The 15,725-nt window shown below is 60.4% G+C and carries 12 protein-coding genes and 1 pseudogene; 9 read left to right on the forward strand and 4 right to left on the reverse strand.

What is annotated here, in order from left to right; all coding sequences use genetic code 11:
* Positions 1-2,145 (forward strand): methyl-accepting chemotaxis protein, encoded by a 2,145-nt coding sequence (locus J2X71_RS08385; RefSeq protein WP_310381115.1) that lies wholly within the window; start codon positions 1-3, stop codon positions 2,143-2,145.
* Between the two features lie 131 nt (positions 2,146-2,276).
* Here the strand turns inward: J2X71_RS08385 and J2X71_RS08390 are convergent, their stop codons facing one another.
* The 3 genes from J2X71_RS08390 to J2X71_RS08400 form a co-directional block, all read right to left on the reverse strand.
* On the reverse strand, positions 2,277-2,954 hold the full coding sequence (locus tag J2X71_RS08390; RefSeq protein ID WP_310381118.1) for a DUF1028 domain-containing protein: 678 nt from the start codon (positions 2,952-2,954) through the stop codon (positions 2,277-2,279).
* Between the two features lie 87 nt (positions 2,955-3,041).
* Entirely contained in the window at positions 3,042-3,455 is a 414-nt protein-coding gene (locus tag J2X71_RS08395) for a RidA family protein (RefSeq protein ID WP_310381120.1), read from the reverse strand.
* Positions 3,456-3,504: 49 nt separating this feature from the next.
* Positions 3,505-4,755 carry an NAD(P)/FAD-dependent oxidoreductase gene (locus tag J2X71_RS08400; RefSeq protein ID WP_310381123.1) on the reverse strand — a complete coding sequence of 417 codons (1,251 nt, stop codon included), beginning with the start codon at positions 4,753-4,755 and terminating at the stop codon, positions 3,505-3,507.
* A 248-nt stretch (positions 4,756-5,003) separates the two neighbouring features.
* Between J2X71_RS08400 and J2X71_RS08405 the strand changes: the two genes are divergently transcribed.
* The 8 genes and pseudogenes from J2X71_RS08405 to J2X71_RS08440 all read left to right on the forward strand — a co-directional run.
* Positions 5,004-5,957, forward strand: a complete 954-nt coding sequence (locus J2X71_RS08405; protein WP_310381126.1) for a LysR family transcriptional regulator — start codon at positions 5,004-5,006, stop codon at positions 5,955-5,957.
* A 119-nt stretch (positions 5,958-6,076) separates the two neighbouring features.
* Positions 6,077-8,419 carry a glycoside hydrolase family 3 C-terminal domain-containing protein gene (locus J2X71_RS08410; protein ID WP_310381129.1) on the forward strand — a complete coding sequence of 781 codons (2,343 nt, stop codon included), beginning with the start codon at positions 6,077-6,079 and terminating at the stop codon, positions 8,417-8,419.
* Positions 8,416-9,621: an acetylornithine deacetylase gene (gene argE, locus J2X71_RS08415; RefSeq protein WP_310381131.1), complete on the forward strand. Its 1,206-nt coding sequence runs from the start codon at positions 8,416-8,418 to the stop codon at positions 9,619-9,621. The genes J2X71_RS08410 and argE overlap by 4 nt, the downstream gene beginning before the upstream one ends.
* Before the next feature lie 69 nt (positions 9,622-9,690).
* On the forward strand, positions 9,691-10,761 hold the full coding sequence (locus J2X71_RS08420; protein ID WP_037106855.1) for a polyamine ABC transporter substrate-binding protein: 1,071 nt from the start codon (positions 9,691-9,693) through the stop codon (positions 10,759-10,761).
* Positions 10,762-10,881: 120 nt separating this feature from the next.
* Positions 10,882-12,618: an ABC transporter permease subunit gene (locus J2X71_RS08425; protein ID WP_310381137.1), complete on the forward strand. Its 1,737-nt coding sequence runs from the start codon at positions 10,882-10,884 to the stop codon at positions 12,616-12,618.
* 49 nt (positions 12,619-12,667) lie between these two features.
* The gene (locus J2X71_RS08430; RefSeq protein ID WP_310381140.1) at positions 12,668-13,726 is read left to right on the forward strand and encodes an ABC transporter ATP-binding protein; all 1,059 of its coding nucleotides are present in this window, start codon (positions 12,668-12,670) and stop codon (positions 13,724-13,726) included.
* A 104-nt stretch (positions 13,727-13,830) separates the two neighbouring features.
* Complete coding sequence (locus J2X71_RS08435) at positions 13,831-14,175, forward strand: hypothetical protein (protein ID WP_310381143.1); 345 nt, start codon at positions 13,831-13,833, stop codon at positions 14,173-14,175.
* A gap of 2 nt (positions 14,176-14,177) precedes the next feature.
* Positions 14,178-14,297 (forward strand): annotated as a pseudogene (locus J2X71_RS08440) (LysR family transcriptional regulator); the annotation flags it as partial.
* A 169-nt stretch (positions 14,298-14,466) separates the two neighbouring features.
* On the opposite strand, the gene J2X71_RS08445 reads toward J2X71_RS08440, so the two are convergent.
* On the reverse strand, positions 14,467-15,399 hold the full coding sequence (locus tag J2X71_RS08445) for a hypothetical protein (protein ID WP_310381146.1): 933 nt from the start codon (positions 15,397-15,399) through the stop codon (positions 14,467-14,469).
* Between the last annotated feature and the right edge of the window lie 326 nt (positions 15,400-15,725).

Genomic DNA, 15,725 nt, shown 5'->3' on the forward strand with positions numbered 1-15,725 from the left:
ATGTTGCATTTCTGGAATAAATTCGGCATCCGCGCGCAGATCACCTCAGGCTTCGTACCGCTGATCCTGTTGATGAGCCTTCTTACCGTCAGCGCGATCTCCGGCATGAACGGGCTTGCTGCCATCTTCACCTCTTATCGCGCCACGGCAGGCCAGAGCCTCGCCATCTCCGATTACAGCGACAGACTGCACGAGATCCAGATGTCAGCGGAAGCCTTCCGCTCCACGCCGACGCAGGCCGTCGTCGACAGCTTCCGCGCCGGCGTCAAAGCCTTCGAGGCGGGCGATCCGCGTTTTGCAGATAACAAGGACCTGCAGTCCGGTCTTGCGACAATCCGCCAGGACATTGCCGCCTATGGCAATGCGTTCGAACAGATTGTCGCCCTTCAGGCCCGACGTGACATGCTGATTTCCAAGGTCACCGAATTCGGACCCTGGACCAGCATCGCACTCAACGACGTCATGCGCAGCGCCTGGCGCCAGAATGACGTGGCCCTGCAGCACATGACGGCAGAGACGCTGGAGGCCTTGAACCGCAGCCTCTATTTTTCCGAGCGTTTCGTGCATTCGGACGATTTCGCCGCCTATGATACGGCGCAGGCAGCGCTCGCCGAGGCGGTGGCGCTCAACGATGCCGCCGCCAAGGCGGTGAAGAACGAGCTGCAGAAGAAGCGCCTGATGGGCGCCGGCCAGCTCATGCAGAATTACACTGCCCGTCTCAGCGATTTGAAGGAAGTACTGCAGGCATCCGGCAATATCCGGCAGACGCAGCTCAACGTGCTCGCGCCGAAGATATCGGGTGAGTTCAAGGATCTGCAGGAGAGCGTGACCGGCGCGCAGAAGAACCTGGACGGTTCAGTCGAAGCAACCGTCGCCTCCGCGACCAGCACGACGCTGGTCATCAGTGGCCTGTTGATCGTCATCGGCCTCCTGCTCTCCTATCTCGTCGGCCGACTGATTGCCTCCGCCGTTCGCGGCATGGCGCAGTCCATGGAGCGGCTTGCCCGCGGCGACAACACCATCGTGATCAAGGGCGTCGAGCATCGTCACGAGCTCGGCGCCATGGCGCGTTCGCTGAAGGTCTTCCAGGAGACCGGTCGCGCCAAGCTGATCGCCGAGGCCAATGCCGAGCGCGCCCGCCTCGCCGCCGAAGAAGAGCGGCTGCGCCAGGAAGCCGAGCGCCTCAGCGATGCACAGGTGATGGAGCATGCCTTCCGCCAGATTTCGGTCGGCCTGGATGCGCTCTCGAAGGGCGATCTCTCGGTCCGCGTCGGCGAAGTCGACCACCGATACGTCAGGATCCGCGATCACTTCAACAACTCGGTCGCAAGCCTGGAAGAAGCAATCGGTTCCGTTATTCGCGCGGTCACGACCATTCGGTCAGGCCTTGCGGAAATCTCCACCGCCTCTAACGATCTCGCCCGCCGTACCGAGCAGCAGGCCGCTTCGTTGGAAGAAACGGTCGCGGCGCTCAGTGATGTCACCCGCGGCCTCAACGGAACGGCGGAAGGCGCCAGCCGCGCTCAGGCTGTTGTGGCGACGGCCCGCACCAACGCAGAAAAGGGTGGTGAGATCGTCTCCCGCGCCATCGCCGCGATGACGGAAATCCAGAACTCCTCGTCGAAGATCGGCAACATCATTGGCGTCATCGACGAGATCGCCTTCCAGACCAACCTGCTGGCGCTGAATGCCGGCGTCGAAGCCGCACGCGCCGGTGAGGCCGGCAAGGGCTTTGCCGTCGTCGCCCAGGAAGTGCGCGAACTCGCCCAGCGCTCGGCCAATGCGGCAAGAGAGATCAAGGAACTCATCTCCACCTCCTCGATGCAGGTCAAGACGGGCGTCGAACTGGTCGGCGAATCCGGTGTTTCGCTCGAACAGATCGTCGAGCAGGTGACCGCGATGAATGCGACGGTCGCCGAGATCGCGGTGGCCGCCCGCGAGCAGGCCACAAGCCTGCGCGAGGTCTCGGCCGCCGGCGACCAGATGGACAAGGTGACCCAGCAAAACGCCGCGATGGTCGAACAGACCACGGCTGCAGCTCAGAGTCTGACGCAGGAAACTGAGAACCTCGCGGAACTGCTGCACCGGTTCCGGACAAGCAGCGCTCACATCTCAGAAAATCGGCATTATGCGATGGCATCGTGACGCGTTCGATCGCTTCTGAGGCGCGCGTAAAGGCGCAAGGCTGAACCCAGGCAGAAGCCGCACGCGTGTCGGATCTAATCCGTCACAAGAACTGTGTCTTTGGTCTGGACAGCATCCGACAGGAGAGCCGGTCACTCATCGCCAGGCACGCCGTATGACGGAGCAGCCAGCGGGTTGAGTGCTCGTGTCACGTAATCTGCAGCTTGTGGTTTATAGATCGCCCATGCGTGGGCTACAGCTGATATTGGGCAGCCCCCATCAAGCCAGTCGATCCGCAGTTCGGCATAAGGCCAGGATTCCTTGTCGACGATAAGCAGGCCTGCCGAATGGACCGGGCCGGCTTCGCCGCCCGCATCAACGGCCGCCTTGAGCGCCGCGATCAGCCGGTCTCCCAAAGCACCCGTCGCTGCCTCGAACGTGTCGACCATCGCCTTCGGCACGCCGTCGTTTGCCAGCAAGTTGCCGGCCGCAATGCACTGATGACCGGTGAATGACGTCCAGATCCCGAGAGCGTTGGTGCCGGAATGAATGGCCGTCCTGCCTTCCGCATCCACTGCCAGCAACTGGCGATAGTCTGGAAAATCATCGCTCTGTCGCGCCGCAGCGACGGCATCTGCCGCGCTCACGCCGTTTGCAAGTTCCTCGATCATTTTTGGGCCAAGTGCTGGATTGGTGACATTCTGCGTCGCAACCGCGCCGATGCCGGCGCGAGCCCAGGCGCACCGCGCGGCCACAGCAGGAGAAGATGACGAAATCGCGACGCCGAGCTGGCCGGTCTGTTCACAACGAGCGGCGATGGAGAAGGTCATGGGAACTCCTGTGTCAGGACAGTGGGATATTGTTTTCGTCAGGGGTTGGTCCCGGCGAGCGACGAGACCAATGTCATCGCTCAGATATTAGTCCGGAATGACGGCCGTCGCGTCGATCTCGACGAGCCATTCCGGTCTGGCCAGCGCCACCACGACAAGGCCGGTGCAGACCGGGTGAACGCCCTTGATGTATTCGCCCATGGTCCGGTACACCGCCTGACGGTGGCGCACGTCAGTCAGATAGACAACCAGCTTGGTAACATGCTCCATCTGGCCGCCGGATTCCTGTACCAACTGGCGGATGTTCTGCATGACTTTGTGCGTCTGCTCGACCGGGTCATGGCTTTCGATGTTCTTGGCGGTGTCAAGATCCTGCGGGCACTGGCCGCGCAGGAAGATCATCGTGCCGCGGGCAACAACGGCCTGGCAGAGGTCGTTGTCGAGGTTCTGCTCCGGGTAGGTTTCTTTGGTATTAAACGGGCGAATGCGCGTATGTGCCATTCTCTTCTCCATAGGATTGTTCATGCAAAATGCCGGCGCACCGCCTTGATCAGCTCCTGGGCGCATAGGCGAGATAATTGTCCTGGATCAGGATGTGGTCAGCCACGTGTTTCGCGTCGTGCCAGACGCCCCAGATGAAGCTGGACCCTCGCCCGGACAGCCACGGAAGGCCAAGGAAATAGATTCCCTTTTCCGCGGAAACGCCGCGCTGATGTTTGGGGCGACCGGCATCGTCGAAAGCGTTCACCTTCAGCCAGCTGTAATCGGAGACGAAGCCCGTTGCCCAGATGATCGTCGTGACACCTGCATCCTGCAAGTTCAGTTCCTTCAGCGGGTTCGTCACGCAGTCGACTTGCGGCCCAAGCATACGCGCATCCGGTTCTTCCGGTAGATCGAGGCCGTTGCGCGTCACGAAGGCATCGGCCTCGTCGAGCAGCGCCAGATAGTTCTGGTCGCCGCGATCGAGATTGCGGGCGAGATCGTCGGCAAAGAACAGTGATCCGTCACTGTAAGCGCCGGTCATGCCGACAAGCACCATGCCTTGCGCAGCCAGGCGGCGGAAATCGATCGTCTTGCCGCCGCCCGCACCGCTAACAGCAATGGTCACGTGCTCGGAGCCGGGAGCCTGCGCTTGTGCATCCCATTTTCCAAGAATGCCAAGCCACCAGACGAAGTCGCGGCCGCGATAGGCCCGGGGAGGACGGTCGTGCGGGCCGACGGAAAGGTAGACCTTGCGTCCCGAAAGCATCAGTTCCTCGGCGATCTGGACACCTGACGAGCCGGCGCCGACCACCAGCACGGCGCCCTCCGCAAGTTGGGAAGGATTGCGATAATCGCTCGAATGCATCTGCATAATACCGGCGTCTGCAGGTACTATGGGCGGAATGCTCGGGCTTTGGAACGGTCCGGTGGCGGCGATGACATTGAGGGCTTCGATCACGCCATCCGATGTTTCGACGCGAAAGCCGGGGCGGTCTTCAAGTCGTTCGACGTTGGTCACGTCGACGCCGCAGCGGATCGGCGCCTTGTGCATCTCGGCATAGGCTTCGAAATAATCGGCGACGCCGTCCTTGGGCACGAAGCCATCCGGATCGCCGGGAAAGTTCATGCCGGGAAAGCGATCGTGCCAGGCGGGGCCATTGGCAACGAGCGAATCCCAGCGCATCGAACGCCAGCGTTCGGCGATGCGTCCGCGTTCAAGGACGATATAGTCGATGCCATTGCGACTGAGATGCTCGCTCATCGCCACACCAGCCTGGCCGGCTCCGACAACCAGCGTATGGATCTTCTCGACTGACATGCACTCGCCCTTTTCTGTTTCGCCACGACCCGCCGATCGGCGTCAGCTATCGTTCCGCTCTAGCGAACGGTTGGCATTCGGAAAATTACGATTTGCTGCAGCATTGGTTAGGATTGCCGAAAGCAGAGCGCGGGAGAACATTTACATTTTAGCAAATGGCAAATATTAAGCTGACCTCCGTAGCCTTCGCATTGGCATGGGCATACGCGTCAGCTCTTTGGGCGTGACACTTGGCATCAGGGCCTCAAATGCGCTTCACACTGCGTCAGCTCGAATATTTCATCGCGACGGCCGAGGCCGGTTCGATCACTTTGGCATCGGACCGTATCCGCGTTTCGCAACCTTCCATCTCGACCGCAATCTCCCAGCTTGAAATCGAGCTCAACACCCAGCTTTTCTTGAGGCGCCATGCCCAGGGATTGTCGCTGACGCCTGCCGGCCAGAAGCTGTTGCTGCAAGCCAAGACGGTCATCGAGCAGGTGCAAAATCTCTACACCGCGGCTTCTGAGGCGACGGATCAGATCCGCGGAACTTTGTCACTCGGCTGTCTCTTGACCTTTGCGCCGATGTTGCTGCCAGAGGTCAGCCAGAGTTTTAAGGCCGCTTATAACGGCGTCACCGTAAGGCCCACAGTCGCCGATCACCGAACGCTCCTGACGCGGCTGGAGCGTGCCGAGCTAGATATCGCGCTCTCCTATGACCTGCTGATTCCGGAGGGATTTGAGTTTACGCCGCTTGCGGAGTTGCCGCCCTACGTTCAGGTGGCCGAAACCGATCCGCTGGCGGAACGCTCCGCGATCTCGCTGGCCGAACTCGAGGAGCATGAATTCATTCTTCTCGATCTGCCGCTCTCTCGGGATTATTTCCTAGGGCTTTTTGCGGCCGCCGGCGCCAACCCGAATATCGTCGCACAGATCCAGCATCAGGAAGTCATTCGCACGATGGTCGGCAACCGCTATGGTTACACGCTCGCCAACGTCCGGCCCAAGAACAAGGCGGCGCTGGATGGCCGGCGGCTCGTCAGTCTTCGTTTGTCCGGTGAACACAAGCCGATGCGCATCGGCCTGATCCGTGTCGCACAACAGGTGTCTACCCGGCTTGTACGGACCTTCGAAGAGCATTGCAGCAATCTCATTTCCGACAATTACGTGCCCGGCATGGAAGCTCCGATCCTCAATCTGCGTCGCACCAGCCAGAGCTAGGCTCGCTTTTTTCAAAGCACCAGTTCCGAATATCCTATTTTTCTTTTTGATCGTCGGCTGACAGTGTGCGCGCCAAACGTCGCCTGACCAGCGCGGCGTGCCGCATCAAGGAGTCTAGCATGCAAGAGAAGAGCCAGTCCGCAAGCCAGACAATCGCATCGATCGTCGAAGCGATGACCAATCAGGAAAAGGTCGATCTCCTTTCCGGCTTCGGAATGTGGAAGACCGCGGCAGTTCCCGCTTACGGCATCAAGCCGATCGTCATGACCGACGGAACGTATGGCGTGCGCTACTCGATTCCGCAGATCGACAGCGACGAGCGTGGCGGCATGGATCTTGATGCCTTCCTGTCGGTGGTCAACCAGCGCGCCAGCGACGTCGCCATCGCATGGGGAGAAATGAAGCCGGCGACCTGCTTCCCGAATGGCTCGGCCATGGGCAACAGCTGGGACGAAGGCCTGATGCAGCGGCTGGGCGTGCTACTCGGCCAGGAATGCCGTGCCATGGGCGTGAATCTGCTTCTAGGCCCCGGCATCAACCTGCGCCGTACGCCGCTTGCCGGCCGGTCCTATGAATATTATTCGGAAGATCCGCTGGTCACCGGCAAGCTGTCGGCTGCCGTCATTGAGGGCGTTCAGTCCCAAGGCGTCGGCACGTCGCTCAAGCATTTCGCCTGCAATAATTCCGAAGTCGAGCGTACGACAATGGACAGCGTCGTCGAAGAACGCGCACTCCGGGAAATCTATCTCAAGGGTTTCGAGATCGCCATCAAGCAGTCCAAGCCTTGGACGATCATGTCCTCCTACAATCGCCTGAACGGCGTCCAAACCTCGCAGGATCCGTGGCTTCTCGATCAGGTCCTGCGCAAGGACTGGGGTTTTGACGGCGTCGTCGTTTCGGACTGGCATGGCATCAAGCAACGTCCGGTATCGCTGGTTGCCGGTGGCGATCTCGACATGCCGGAAAGCCCGCGCCGCAAGGCCGATCTTCTCGCAGCGCTGGACAGTGGCGCTGTTCCGGCGGAAGTCGCGAACCTGTCGTGCCAGCGCATGCTGGACATGATCAAGCGCTGCAATGAAGGCGCAAAGGCGCCGCTGCCGGTCTATACCGCGGAGGAACATCATGCCGAAGCGCGCGCGATGGCCGCGGCTTCCATGGTGCTCGTGCACAATGAAGGTCTCCTGCCGATTCGGCCGGGTATGAGAAATATCCTCGTGGTCGGTCGTGATGCGGGTACCCCGGTCATTCAAGGCTCCGGCTGCGCCACCACGATCCCGACGATGGTCGATCAGCCGCTGGAACAGCTGGAACGGGCTCTTGGAGCAAGCCATGTTCTGACGTTCCGCGAGGAGGCAGATGCGGAAACGCTGGCGCTCGCGGCCAAGGCGGATCTGGTTCTGGTCTATACGTCGACGGAAGGTGCCTATGATGGCGAGGGTTCGGACAGAACCACGCTGGCGCTCGGCCCCGGTCAAGATGGGATGATCGCCGCTCTTGCGGCGGTGTCGCAGAAGGTGGCGGTAGTGATCGCCTGCCCGGATGCGGTGGAAATGCCATGGGTCAATGATGTCAAGGCGGTGCTTGTCACCTTCTACTCTGGCCAGGCGATGGGCGGTGCCGTCGCTGACGTGCTGACCGGCAAGGTCAATCCGTCCGGCAAGCTGTCCGTTACCTTCCCGAAGCGTCTCGCCGATGTGCCCGGCTTCCTGCATTACCCGGGTGAAAACGGCCGGCATATCTACGGTGAAGGCATCCATGTCGGCTACCGCGCCTACGATCTGCGAGAAATCGAACCCCTGTTCCCTTTCGGCCACGGCCTGAGCTACACGACGTTCGCTTATTCCGACCTCACGGTGTCATCGGTGCAGATCGGGCTTCGCGACGAGATCACCATCGCCTTCACCGTGACCAATACGGGTGAGCGGGCAGGTGCTGAAGTCGTTCAGCTTTATCTGCAGGCACCCGGCAAGCGGCTGAAGCGTTCGCCGCAGGAACTCAAGGGTTTTGCCAAGCCGGTGCTGGCGCCCGGTGAAAGCAAGCGGATCGAACTTGCCATCAAGGGTCTTGATCTGGCGATCTGGGATCCGGTGCTTGGGCGCTGGGTGCTGGAAGGTGTCGATGCGCGCCTTGTCGTCGGTGCCTCTTCGCGCGATCCAAAACTCTCCGCCAAGCTGACGATCAAGCCTTCGGTCCTGCCGTTCCGCCGGATCGCCTATGATACGCAGCCGGCCTATGTGCTGCCGAACGCCATCGCTTGTGAGCACATCTGCGCCTATCTGACGAACCGCTGCAATATTTCGAAAGAGGATGCGATGCGCATGCTCACGCATTGCTCGAACTCATTCTTTGGCATTTTCACCTCGCTCGAGCGCCGTCTTCGTCTGTCCATTCCGGAGGCCGAGGTTGCCGGGTTGATTGCTGAGATCAACGCCGCAATGGACGAGGCGGAGGCAAAACTGTGACCTCGACGCTGGATTGGCTGGAGCGACTGGTTGCCCATCCCACCGTCAGTTCGGACACCAACCTGCCGCTGATCGGGGAGATCGAGACCGCGCTGGCGAGTGCCGGCGCCGTCTGCGAGCGCTTCTACGATGCGACCGGCCAAAAGGCAGCGCTTCTGGCGCGTCTAGGCCCGGATGCACCCGGCGGGCTGATGCTCTCCGGGCATGTTGACGTGGTGCCGGTCGCCGGACAGGACTGGACGGTGCCTCCTTTTAACCTGACCCGGAAGAACGGCAGGCTTTACGGGCGCGGCACGACCGACATGAAGGGATTTGTCGCTTCGGCATTGGCGCTGGCCGAGACGATCGACGTCAAAAGTCTGGCGGCTCCGCTGTGGCTGGCCATCTCCTATGACGAGGAAATCGGCTGTGTCGGCGTCAGGCCGATGCTTGAGGAAATCGCGGCTCGCGACATCCTGCCGGATCTGATCGTCATCGGTGAGCCGACATCGATGCAGCTCGGCCTTGGTCACAAGGGCAAGATGGCTTTCCATGTGAAGGCCACCGGCGTTCCACGCCATTCGGCGGAAGCGCCGCTAGCCCTCAATGCGTTGCATATCGCCACGGACTTCATAGCGAGCCTGCGGCGCCTGCAGGACGAGATCGAGGCCCGCGGCCCGCGTGAGCCGGGCTATTCCGTGCCCTATGCGACGGTGCATGTCGGCAAATTGGCGGGCGGAACTGCGGTCAATCTCGTGCCGGATGCCGCTGAACTGCTGATAGAATGCCGGATGATGGCGGCGGACGATCCTCTTGCTCTGGCCGAACAGGTCCGCAAGGCCGGCGCTGCCGGCGTTGCCCCGCATAAGGAGCGATTCAAGGAAGCATCGATCGATATTGAGATCACCGGCAATTATCCCGGCCACTCGATTGATGGAAGCCATCCTGTGGTTCAGGCCTTTGCTTCGTGCCTGCCGAAGGGCAGCAAGGAATGCCGCGTCAGTTTCGGAACGGAGGCTGGGCTGTTTGCGCAGGCGTTGGACGTGCCGGTGGTGATCTGCGGGCCTGGCAGCATGGACCAGGGACATCGCCCGGACGAATTCATCGAGGAAACGCAGCTTGCCGTCTGCGATGCGGTAATCGCTGCCGCCGTTATTCGCTTTTGCGCAAGCCGTCGCCTGCTTGCTTCGTATGTCCCAAAGCAGATGCACGGAAAAATGTAATTTACCGAAGCCGTGGCGACGGGAAAAGTAGAGTTGACGAAGGTCAAACAAAAATACCGGAGGGTAAAAATGAACAACAATGTATCACGCCGTGGTTTCATGAAGACGACCACCGGGCTTGCTGCCGTGGCGCTTGCCGCTCCGGCGCTTCTGAAGGGCAACCGCGCATTTGCCGGCGAAACTCTGGTCGTGCGCGACATGGGCGGCGCCTTCTACGAAGGCTTCAAAGTCGCCTTCTACGACACCTTTGCCGCCGAGACAGGTGTCACCATCCAGACCAATACCAACGAGCCCGACCCGATCCCGCAGTACAAGATGGCGATCGACACGGACACGAAGCTGTTCGACGTCGCCCTGATGACGCCGGAGCACGTACTGCGCATCCGCCAACTCGGCGACAATTACATGCTGCCGCTCAACATCGAAGTGCCCAACAAGGACGATTTCACGCCGCACACGTTCGAGCCGGATTTTGCCGGTGTCGCGATCTTCGCGCTGGCCATGGGCTACCGCAAGGATACCGTGAAGACGGTTCCGACAAGCTGGGCCGATTTCTGGAACACCGAAGCCTTCCAGGGCCGCCGCGGCCTGTGGCGCAGCCCGGTCACGACACTCGAAATGGCACTGCTTGCCGATGGCGTGCCGCTCGACAAGCTCTATCCGCTCGACGTCGAACGTGCCTTCAAGAGCCTTGACAAGATCAAGTCCCACATCAACATCTGGTGGACGTCCGGCGCCCACGCGACCCAGCTTTTGAAGGACGGCGAACTGGACCTGATGTCGACCTGGTCGACCCGCGCGCAGGCCGCCATCAATGCCGGCGCACCGGCCGGCATCGTCTGGAACGGCGGCCTCTTCAACATCGACGGCTGGACCATCGCCGGCAATACCGAGAAGGCCGATCTCGCGCGCAAGTTCATCGAGTGGTGCCTGGATCCCAAGCGTCAGGCTGCCTATACGGACATCCTTGCCTGCGGCCCGACCAACATGAAGGCCTATGAGCATCTGAGCGCAGAAAAGGCGGCTCTGCTGCCGACGGCGCCAGACAATATCAAGGGTCTGACAGTTCTCAATGCTGCCTACTGGGCAGAACATCAGGACGAGCTGACACAGCGTTTCGAGCAGTGGATCCTGAGCTGATTTCAGCTTGCAAGACCACCTGATCTTCAAGTCCCGCCTTTCGGCGGGGCTCCGTATCTGACAATGGGTGGCCCGGTTCCGTAAAATGCGGAACGGGCCATTTCAACGAACGGGACCATCATGGCTGAACTCTCTGCCAACAACACATTCTCTCGGCAGCGCCTGAGGCTCGACAGCCTCTGGCTTTCCATGCCCGGGCTTGTTTATATGGCGCTGTTGCTGATCCTGCCGGCCGGCGCGCTGATCTGGCAGTCCTTCGTCAACCCGAAGACCGGCGCTTTCGATCTGACCGTCTACGAGCAGATGTTCTCGGCCGGGGTCTATGTGAAGGTCCTTGCCAACACATTCGCCATCTCGGCGCAGGTCACCGTCGTGTGCCTTCTGGTCGGTTATCCGATCGCCGTCTGGCTGGCCGGCATGCCGGAGCGGCGCCGGCGCATGGCCATGTGGCTTGTCCTGCTGCCCTTCTGGGTGAGCCCGCTTCTCAAGAACTTTGCCTGGATCGTGCTTCTGGCTCGCAAAGGCATTGTAGCGCAGATGCTGACCGGCATGGGTTTCGATACCGAGCTCAACCTGCTTTATGGTCGCGGCGCCGTCGTCTTTGGCATGGCGCACGCCATGCTGCCGATCGCCATCCTCACCATGTTGCCGACCATGCTGGCCATCGACGGGCGCCTGATGCCCGCGGCAATGACGATGGGCGCAAGCCGCAGCCAGTCCTTCTGGCGCATCTTCATGCCGCTTTCGATGCCTGGCGTCGCTGCTGCCGGCCTGCTGATCTTCGTCATGGGCCTCGGCTTCTTCATCACGCCGGCTCTGCTCGGATCGCCGAACGAGACCGTCATCGGCCAGATGATGATTACGCAGGTGCAAAAACTCTTCAACATGCGGCTTGCCGGTGCGCTTGCAGCTCTGCTTCTGGCGGTGACGCTTATCACTATCGCCGTCTATGACCGCTTCTTCGGAATGTCGGCCGTATCGGGCAACGGTGCGGTCGCAAAACGCGGCGGTATCATTGGAGCGATCGGCGGCTTGATCATCGAGGTCGGCGCTGCCGTCAGCGATTTCGTCGCCCGCTTGCTGCCGGCCCGCCTCAGTCGCAGTTTCTTCATCATCTTCGTCTGGATCGTGATTGCCGTGATGATCGTACCGGTTCTCGCCTTCCCGCCAATGGCCTTCTCTGGCTCGACCTTCCTTGAATTCCCGCCAAAGAGCTTTTCGCTGCGCTGGTTCCAGGCCTATATGGGTTCCGACCAGTGGATGGGGGCGACCACGCGTTCCGCCGTCATCGCTATCGTCACCGGTGTTCTCGCTACGATCATTTCGGGCATGGCAGCTTATGGCCTGGCACGCACGCAGCGCAAGGCGGGTGGCCTGATCTTCCTCTCCTTCATGCTGCCCATGGTCGTGCCAAACATTGTGATCGGCGTGTCGCTGTTCTACGTGCTCGCCAAGGTCGGCCTGATCGCCACCAATACCGGCATCATCCTCGGCCACACGCTGTCCGCAATGCCGATCGTGTTCGTGATCCTGCTCACCACCTTCCGCAGCGTCGACTGGCGTTTGCTGCAGGCGGCGGCGACGCTTGGCGCAAGCCGCTGGCAGCAGATCCGTCTCGTGCTTCTGCCGCTGGTAAAGGGCGGTGCCGTGGCGGCATTCCTGTTCGGCTTGCTGCATTCCTTCGAGGAACTTACCATCGCGCTGTTCGTCGGTGCGGGCGTGAAGCAGACGCTGCCCAAGCAGATGTGGGACGATATCATCCTCAGCATTTCCCCGACCCTGGCTGCAGCCTCGGTCTTCATCGTGGCGGTGGTGACAGTGCTCTTCGTCATCGCCGAAAAGGTAAGGCCGCGCTGACATGCGTGAACCTGCCTCTCCAATCACGACCAAAGGAACCACTTTCGACATGTCAGCCGCTTCTGCCAACACGCCGGAAATCAAGCTTCAGGTTCAGGGGCTTGCCAAGCTCTACGGCCAGACCACCGCACTCGATCAAGTCGATCTCGAAGTGCGAAAGGGTGAACTTCTGACGCTTCTCGGACCTTCGGGTTCCGGCAAGACCACGCTCCTGCAGCTCATCTGCGGCCTGCAGGAACCAACGTTTGGCACCGTCGTGATCGACGGCAAGGACCAGACCCACGCGCCGGTCAACAAGCGCGACATCGGTGTGGTGTTCCAGAACTACGCGCTCTTCCCACATATGACGGTGGCGGAAAACGTCGGCTTTGCATTGAAAATGCGCAACCTGCCGAAGGCCGAAATCAGTACCAAGGTGGCCAAGGCGCTGGAAACCGTCGGGCTTGCCCATGCGGCCGAACGTTCCCCCTCGCAGCTGTCCGGCGGCCAGCAGCAACGCGTGGCGCTCGCTCGTTGCCTCGTCTACGATCCGGCCATTATTCTGATGGATGAACCGCTCGGCGCGCTCGATGCCAAATTGCGCGAAGTGATGCAGATCGAGATCAAGCGCATTCACCGCGAGACGGGTGCCACGATCATCTTCGTCACTCACGACCAGCAGGAAGCGCTCGCGCTTTCCGACCGCATATGTCTGATGAACAACGGCAAGATCGCTCAACTCGGCACGCCCCGGCAAATGTACGACGAGCCCGAGAACTTGTTCGTGGCGGATTTTATCGGCCTGTCCTCGATAATTCGCGGCACGGTCAGGGCCGGTGCGCTTGAAACGGCTATCGGGACGTTGCCGATCGCCGGTGCTGCTCCGGCCGAAGGGGCCAAGGGCGCGCTCGTCGTCCGCCCCGAAATGATCACGCTTGGCGAAGGTTTCTGCGAGGGGCGTGTGCGCGAAACGGTCTACGGCGGTTCGGAACTGCGCGTCATCATCGATGCCGATGCACAAGAAATCATTGCCCGCGCACCAGCCCAGGCCGGCGATGTGGCAGTCGGCTCGACGGTCCGTTTCGGCTGGTCGGCGGAAGCTGCTCGCTTCCTGGCCGACAAGGATTGACCCAGGGAACTAAGCGATGACTGCTTGCGTTTTCTCTAAGATTGCGATCCTGGTGCTGATGATGCGCTCGCCATGCTGCGCTTGGTCGGTCGGACGCGCTGGACATGATCGCTGTAACCTGTGTCGCCGGCAATGTCGGGCTTGAGCCGGTGCCGAACAACGCAAGGCGCATTCTCGAACTGGCTGGGCGGCAGGACGTGCGCTGGCTGCATCGGCGCCGCTATGCGGACGGCGCCGAGGACATTCTGCTGGAAGAAGCCAAACAAGCCATTGCCGCCACCGAGGGTGAGATCGGAGCGCGAGGTCGAACAAGACGTCTGCCGCCTGGCGGTGCTGAGTCCATCGGGCGGAAAGAACTCGGCCTCGCCGGCTGTCGGCCAGGGACAGCCCTCTATCAGCGCGCGGCCAGGATCTTGAGCGGTGGACATGTCGAAAGATCGCCCTTTTAATTGTCGGCAAGACGCGGAGGATTGCGATCGGCACCGTCTATCCCGCCACCATCGGCGTGCTGCCTGCGTTCCTTGCGCGCATTGCCCGCAAATATCCTGATATCCGCATGCATATCGAAGCGCCACCACCGATGACATCATTGATATCGCACGATCGCGGGTGCGGCCGGGCAGGTGATCTGTGTTCGTTGTCAAGGCAGATTTGGCCCAAGGCCGTTCTGGCTGAGCGAGTAGTTTGCTAGCACGAGGTGGATATAAGCCCTCCAGGTCTCGCGCTGCCGCGCCAAGAGCTCAATCCTGTCGTTGCCCATTGGTTGGCTCGGATAAATGACAGTAGGCCCATTCGAACGCTTCGTCGATGGCGGCAAACTTCACGGCCTGCCAATGGCGATAGTCGCGGATCAGCTCTGCAGCAACCCAGAAATCACAACGGTTGCTGGAGAGATCCCAGCCACTGATTTCAAGCAAGTGAGCACGCTCGAAAATGCGCCGCGTGTGGGTTCGGGAAATGGCGTAGCGTTTGAAGAATTCGCCGATGCGCAAAGGACCAATAGGCATGCGCAGCTCCAGCTCCTTTTCCGGGGGCAGGCGAGACATCAGGTCGTGCAGGATGTTGCTGCCGGAAGCAGTTCGGACGAAAGTGTCCACCGTCTGCGGAGGACTAGTCCAGTTTGGATCGTGGAAGAGGCTCTGGGACATTCTTGGTTGCGCATACCAAAGCAGGCGCCGATCGGCTGATGATCGCGAGAATCGCGTGCCGCAATCCAGCATGTCGAGTGATTTCAAATGCTCATTGAACCATTCGCGTATCAAGGTTTCGGCCGTTTCAGAAATTCTGAGCTGGCGAACGCGCCTGTCCACGCTTTCATGAGTATCAACCAAGAGACCGTAATTGCGCATCTCTGCGAGATGTGCGAATGCCGTGTTCTTGGAGGCAACGTCACTCTCGGCAATGAGGGCATTCAGTTTGGCGGCCGTAAGGCCTGGATGAGACGGCGACGTGACGCGCTGAAAATGAAAAGCCAGAATTGATTGCGTCAGCAACCATCGTTTCATATCTGCGGTATAGCGAACGATACGAGGCGCAGCATCGTGCATGGCAATGAGCTTCAGCGCAGCATCCCTTAAGGCGAACGCATAAAGGCGATTTTCCAAAATAGTTTCGACCGTCAAAACCGTCGGCGCATTAATGGCGGAGCGCATTGCGGTCGATATGAAAGTCAACGGATATCTCCAAGCAAGGATGAATTGGGCAAGCTACGGCCTGAGCGACTGCTTGCGCCCACGGTGTAGTTTATGCGACCAACGCGCTCGCAGGGTTTCGTGTTCACGTGCACTTTCCTTGGACGCTGGGCCATATCGATATCGCCAACTTTCAGCCGCCAGCACTCGGCCATCTCCTGCTGCACTATGTCCCTTAAGAAAGAATTGTAAAATATAGCTATTCTTTTGATTTCCACTAGAACTGACCCGGGCCACAGCCACGCGGGTCGCAGCCGTAACGGCAGACGGCCGGCCGGCGCGGATCTGGATTGTCCGATGCCTCTGCG

It is taken from the genome of Rhizobium sp. 1399, from assembly GCF_031455475.1.
Classification (GTDB): domain Bacteria; phylum Pseudomonadota; class Alphaproteobacteria; order Rhizobiales; family Rhizobiaceae; genus Rhizobium.

Coding starts and splice junctions, on each gene's coding strand:
- J2X71_RS08395 (WP_310381120.1), bottom strand. CDS start 3,455: ATGGCACATACGCGCATTCGCCCGTTTAATACCAAAGAAACCTACCCG.
- J2X71_RS08430 (WP_310381140.1), top strand. CDS start 12,668: ATGTCAGCCGCTTCTGCCAACACGCCGGAAATCAAGCTTCAGGTTCAG.
- J2X71_RS08410 (WP_310381129.1), top strand. CDS start 6,077: ATGCAAGAGAAGAGCCAGTCCGCAAGCCAGACAATCGCATCGATCGTC.
- J2X71_RS08390 (WP_310381118.1), bottom strand. CDS start 2,954: ATGACCTTCTCCATCGCCGCTCGTTGTGAACAGACCGGCCAGCTCGGC.
- J2X71_RS08425 (WP_310381137.1), top strand. CDS start 10,882: ATGGCTGAACTCTCTGCCAACAACACATTCTCTCGGCAGCGCCTGAGG.
- J2X71_RS08405 (WP_310381126.1), top strand. CDS start 5,004: ATGCGCTTCACACTGCGTCAGCTCGAATATTTCATCGCGACGGCCGAG.
- J2X71_RS08400 (WP_310381123.1), bottom strand. CDS start 4,755: ATGTCAGTCGAGAAGATCCATACGCTGGTTGTCGGAGCCGGCCAGGCT.
- J2X71_RS08420 (WP_037106855.1), top strand. CDS start 9,691: ATGAACAACAATGTATCACGCCGTGGTTTCATGAAGACGACCACCGGG.
- J2X71_RS08385 (WP_310381115.1), top strand. CDS start 1: ATGTTGCATTTCTGGAATAAATTCGGCATCCGCGCGCAGATCACCTCA.
- J2X71_RS08435 (WP_310381143.1), top strand. CDS start 13,831: ATGATCGCTGTAACCTGTGTCGCCGGCAATGTCGGGCTTGAGCCGGTG.